The organism is Neisseria sp. HMSC067H09 (genome assembly GCF_001814135.1).
Taxonomy (GTDB): domain Bacteria; phylum Pseudomonadota; class Gammaproteobacteria; order Burkholderiales; family Neisseriaceae; genus Neisseria.
Genome location: NZ_KV814942.1, coordinates 1 through 1,044, shown reverse-complemented (window position 1 = coordinate 1,044; position 1,044 = coordinate 1). Strand labels below are relative to the sequence as shown.

Annotated in this window: 1 protein-coding gene; it reads left to right on the top strand. The window is 48.3% G+C overall.

Annotation, left to right across the window (positions count from 1 at the left end):
• Positions 1-185 precede the first annotated feature (185 nt).
• Positions 186-980, top strand: a complete 795-nt coding sequence (locus HMPREF2954_RS09755) for a thymidylate synthase (protein ID WP_045073452.1) — start codon at positions 186-188, stop codon at positions 978-980.
• Positions 981-1,044 lie beyond the last annotated feature (64 nt).

The following is a 1,044-nucleotide window of genomic DNA, read 5'->3' as shown; positions in this document are numbered from 1 at the left end:
GCGGTCGATGTGTTTGGCGATCATGGCTTGTGCGCGGTTTGCTGGAAGAAGGTGCTCATGGAAAATCCCCTAAATGTTGTATAAACAACGCGGTGATTTCTTACACCTTGGTATTCCTGTTCCGTTGAATCCTATACAATACACCCTATAATCTCTCGAATAACATACATCCTTAAAGGACACCAATGAAAGCCTACCTTGATTTAATGCGTCATGTTCTCGAAAACGGTACCGATAAATCCGACCGTACCGGTACAGGCACTCGTTCGGTGTTTGGTTATCAAATGCGCTTCGATTTGAGTCAAGGCTTTCCGCTGCTGACTACCAAAAAGCTGCACTTGCGCTCGATTATCCATGAGCTGCTTTGGTTTCTCAAAGGCGATACCAACATCAAATATTTGAAAGATAATAATGTTTCCATTTGGGATGAATGGGCGGACGAAAATGGAGACTTGGGGCCTGTGTACGGCTACCAATGGCGCAGTTGGCCTGCCCCCGACGGTCGCCATATCGACCAAATTGCCAATGTGGTGGAACAAATCAAGAAAAACCCTGATTCCCGCCGTCTGATTGTGTCGGCATGGAATCCCGCGTTGGTAGACGAAATGGCATTGCCGCCTTGTCATGCGCTGTTTCAGTTTTACGTTGCCAACGGCAAATTGTCCTGCCAGCTTTACCAACGCAGTGCGGACATTTTCCTCGGCGTACCGTTCAACATTGCCAGTTACGCGCTGTTGACCATGATGGTCGCCCAAGTCTGCGGGTTGGAAGCAGGAGAATTTATCCATACCTTCGGTGATGCGCATCTGTACAGCAACCATTTCGAACAGGCAAAACTGCAATTGAGCCGCTGCACCCGTACGCTGCCGGTGATGAAAATCAATCAGGAAGTCAAAGACTTGTTTGCATTTAAGTTTGAAGATTTCGAGTTGGAAGGCTACGACCCGCATCCGCACATCAAGGCCGCCGTGGCAGTGTAGGATGGAAAATAGCTAAAAGGTCGTCTGAAATTTCAGACGACGGCGGATTCGCATTTGAAGTGCA

Excerpts from the sequence above, each read along its gene's own strand:
- HMPREF2954_RS09755 (WP_045073452.1), top strand. The coding sequence starts at position 186 with ATGAAAGCCTACCTTGATTTAATGCGTCATGTTCTCGAAAACGGTACC.